Origin of the sequence: Muricoccus harenae (genome assembly GCF_009848505.1) — a bacterium.
Classification (GTDB): domain Bacteria; phylum Pseudomonadota; class Alphaproteobacteria; order Acetobacterales; family Acetobacteraceae; genus Roseomonas; species Roseomonas harenae.
This window is the reverse complement of sequence record NZ_WWDL01000079.1, coordinates 1-3,512: the sequence shown is the minus strand read 5'-3', so window position 1 is coordinate 3,512 and position 3,512 is coordinate 1. Positions and strand designations below refer to the sequence as shown.

Below are 3,512 nucleotides of genomic sequence, written 5' to 3'. Positions count from 1 at the left end.
CGACGGACCCATAACACCCACGCGGGGTGGAGCAGCCCGGTAGCTCGTCAGGCTCATAACCTGAAGGTCACAGGTTCAAATCCTGTCCCCGCATCCAAACATCACCCCGATCCGGAAGGATGCGGGGTTTTCTTGTTGTTTGGGCCCCCTCCGCCAGGCGGAGGACGGCATCCAACTTGCCGCGGACCTCGACCTGCAACTTGCATACTGTAGGATCAGGCGAATTGCCTCGGCCAAGCTGTGGTCCTACTCGCGCAGCTCGGCCGCAGGGCAGGGGTTTCGATGCCCTGGAGTTCAGCCGCCGGACTACTCTTGCGGTCCTCCAGCCCAAGCATTCGCGGCTTGACCGCGCTGACCGGCAGCTTGGCGAGGAGCTGCTCAAGAGGGTTCAGATCCGGCGGGTAGAGCAGGCTTGCGCCGGTGGCCCTGATCGCCTCGCGCACACTGGCGACCTTGTGGGCGGGAAGGTTATCAAGTCGGCTCTGAACAACCAGCAACGCTTTGATCTTGGGCAGGAAAGCTCCGGATTTGGGGTGCTGGAATTGCAGGGTTTGGTTGGACAGGGCGGCAAATCCTGCGATTCTGGTGGGCATGAAGCACCGTTCCCGCCCGGCTGAGCAGGACGACCTGCTACGCCCGCGCCTGGTCGACATGATCGATGGGCGGCACGAGCTGGTCCGGCTTGCCGCCCTGATCGACTGGTCCTGGTTCGAGCGGGAATGGGCCGGCTTCTTCCCCGCTGGTGAGGGGCGGCCGGCCATTCACCCCCGCCTGGTCGCCGGGCTGATGTATCTGCAAGACGCTTACGGGCTCTCCGATGAGGCCGTCCTCGCCCGCTGGGTGGAGAACCCGTACTTCCAGCACTCCACCGGCGAGACCTTCTTCCGGCACCGCGCTCCCATCCATCCCTCTTCGCTCAGCCGCTGGCGCGGCCGCATCGGCGAGGAGGGCGTGGAGTGGCTGCTGACCAAGACCATCGAGGCGGCCCGTGCCGCGGGTGCCGTGTCGGAACGTAGCCTGGCCGAGATCGCGGTGGACACGACCGTGATGGAGAAGGCCATCGCGCATCCGACCGACAGCCGCCTCTACGAGAAGGCGCGCCGCTCGCTGGTAACGCTGGCCGAGAGGGCGGGCATTCGGTTGCGGCAGAACTACAACCGCAAGGCTCCGCGTCTGGCGGCGCAAGCGGGGCGGCACGCCCATGCCCGGCAGTTCCGGCGCATGCGCAAGGCGCTACGCACGCTCAAGGGCTACACGGGACGTATCCTGCGCGACATCGGCCGCAGGATCGGCGCCGTCCCCGAAGGAGGGCTCAGGACGCGGATCGAAGAACGCATGACCCTCGTCACCCGCCTGCTACGGCAGACGCCGAAAAGCCCCGGCAAGCTCTACGCCTTGCACGAGCCCGAGGTCGACTGCATCTCCAAGGGCAAGGCCCGGGTGCGCTACGAGTTCGGCACCTTGGTGAGCATCGCCACCACGCTCGCCGGGGGCTTCGTCGCCGGCATGCGCTCCATGCCCGGCAATCTCTATGACGGGCACACCCTCGCGGACGCCCTCCAGCAGGTCGAGACCCTCACCGGATCCTGCCCCAGCCTCGCCGTGGTCGATCGCGGCTACCGCGGCCATCGGGTGCAGGGCACGCGGGTCCTCGTCAGCGGCACGCGCCGTGGCCTGACGCCGAGACTGGCCAGGCTCCTCCGGCGACGCAGCGCCATCGAGCCCGAGATCGGCCACATGAAGACCGATGGCCGCCTTGCTCGGTGCGCCCTCAAGGGCACAATCGGCGACGCCCTCTACGCCGTGCTCTGCGGCTGCGGCCACAACATCCGCAAGATCCTCGCCCACCTCAGGACCCTTCTGGCCGCTCTCCTTGCCAGTCTTATCCAGACGACCGCTCAGGCAGGACGTCACCCAGTTACAGCCCGCGCAGCCTGACGGGGTTATTCAGGGCCGACTATCAAGGAACACCACGTTGCCCTTCTTCAGGGCCGGCGCGAGGAACTGCCCAACAGAGGCGGGGAAGGCCTCACCCGTCATGGGCCCGTCGAGCACGAGGGGTGTAACGTGGCCGGAGCTGCGCAGGCCCGCAGAGTGGTGGTGCGCCAGTGGCCGTGCGGCGCGGCATTGACCAGGCGCTCCCCCCGCCGTCCCCAGCCATACCCGCGGATCATGTTCATGGCTGCGCCAGTTCTATCAAGGAAGACGAAGCGCCCCGGATTCCGCCATGACAAGACCGACACCAGCTTCCGCGCCACCATCAATCTCGCCGTCGCCATCATCTGTCCGGTTGTGAAACCTCCTTGGCATCCTCAGCGATGAGGCATGCGCGGGCGATGTCGTCTGGCCCGGCGCGACCTTCAGGCGTTTCGGGTTGCGGGCGGGCGAGCTTTCGTCGTGCCCGAAGGCGTTCCTTGACGACCTGATCGGGCGTCCTGCCGTCGAGAACGCGCTGGCGCCGGGCGTTGTAGGCGGCGTTGAAGCCCCGGAGCAGCTGCTCGAGCTGGGCATGGGAGGGGATGGTGATGCCGAGCACCTCGCTACCGATCCGTCCGTTGAACCTCTCCACCATGCCGTTTGTTTGCGGCGAGTAGGGCCGGGTGTGGCGGTACTCCGCGCCGAGTTCGGCGCAGACGCGGGCGAAGGCTGGTGTGAAGCAGCTGCCATTGTCGGTCAGCACATGGGTGAGGCGGAAGGGGAAGGCCTTGGCTGCCTCGCGCAAGAAGGCGATGGCGCTGCGCTCGGTCTCGTCGTCCTTGACGGCCAGGTGCACGGAGCGGGACCGGCGGTCGATGGCGACATAGAGGTAGCGCTTGCGGCGCTCGCCGTTGGCGGTCTGCAGCTTGGGCAGGTGCTCCATGTCGATGTGAACGAAGCCGAGGTCATAGTCCCGGAAGGTACCCTTGCCGCGCACCGGCTTGCCGGAGACGGGCGGTGGACGGCGGCTCAGCCCCTCGGCGCGGAGGATCCGCCAGACGCTGTCGCGGTTCAGGTGGGGCAAGAAGTGGGTCACCACGAAGGTGAGGTCGTCGAGGGCGAAGTGGGTGCTCTCCCGCAGGGCGCAGACCACCGCGCGCTCCTCCTCACTCGCCTTCCAGGGCAGCTTGTGCGGCCGGGTAGAATGATCCAGGCAGTCCGCAGGTCCTCGCTTGCGCCACTTGCGGATGGTCTCGCTGCTCACCCCGAAGCGGCGGGCGAGGACACCCGAGGGCTCGGAGGAGCGGGCGATCTCAGCCCGCACGGCGGGGGTGGTGCGGGCATTGGGGTGGATCTGGAGCATGGCTCACCTTCCTCCCGGCACGGCGCCCTTCAGGCGCTCGAAGCGACCCGCATAGTCTACAATGGCCAGGCTCACCGGATCCCAACAATGTCCCGCGACCTGACGCTCTGATGTCCGTCCCTTCAAGGGGTAGGCGCGCGTCACCGTTCGCCGTGCAGGCGTTGTCCTCGATGTAGAGGCGTTCGGGTGAGGAGGCGGATGACGAGCGACGGTTGATCCAGCTCTGATGCGC

2 protein-coding genes, 1 tRNA gene and 1 pseudogene are annotated in these 3,512 nt (G+C 67.1%); 2 read left to right on the top strand and 2 right to left on the bottom strand.

Translation table 11 applies throughout. The features are described from left to right. Positions 1 to 20 precede the first annotated feature (20 nt). Positions 21 to 97, top strand: a tRNA-Met gene (locus GSE44_RS24900). 262 nt (positions 98 to 359) lie between these two features. Here the strand turns inward: GSE44_RS24900 and GSE44_RS24895 are convergent. After that, positions 360 to 476: pseudogene (locus GSE44_RS24895) on the bottom strand (IS630 family transposase); the annotation flags it as partial. 115 nt (positions 477 to 591) lie between these two features. Between GSE44_RS24895 and GSE44_RS24890 the strand changes: the two are divergent. After that, positions 592 to 1,938, top strand: a complete 1,347-nt coding sequence (locus tag GSE44_RS24890) for an IS5 family transposase (protein WP_159351513.1) — start codon at positions 592 to 594, stop codon at positions 1,936 to 1,938. A 340-nt stretch (positions 1,939 to 2,278) separates the two neighbouring features. Here the strand turns inward: GSE44_RS24890 and GSE44_RS24885 are convergent, their stop codons facing one another. Beyond that, positions 2,279 to 3,280, bottom strand: coding sequence for a DDE-type integrase/transposase/recombinase (locus GSE44_RS24885; RefSeq protein WP_201306246.1), 1,002 nt, complete (start codon positions 3,278 to 3,280; stop codon positions 2,279 to 2,281). Positions 3,281 to 3,512 lie beyond the last annotated feature (232 nt).

What these genes read in the sequence shown, in the direction of transcription:
- GSE44_RS24890 (WP_159351513.1), top strand. Translation starts at nt 592, where the DNA reads ATGAAGCACCGTTCCCGCCCGGCTGAGCAGGACGACCTGCTACGCCCG.
- GSE44_RS24885 (WP_201306246.1), bottom strand. Translation starts at nt 3,280, where the DNA reads ATGCTCCAGATCCACCCCAATGCCCGCACCACCCCCGCCGTGCGGGCT.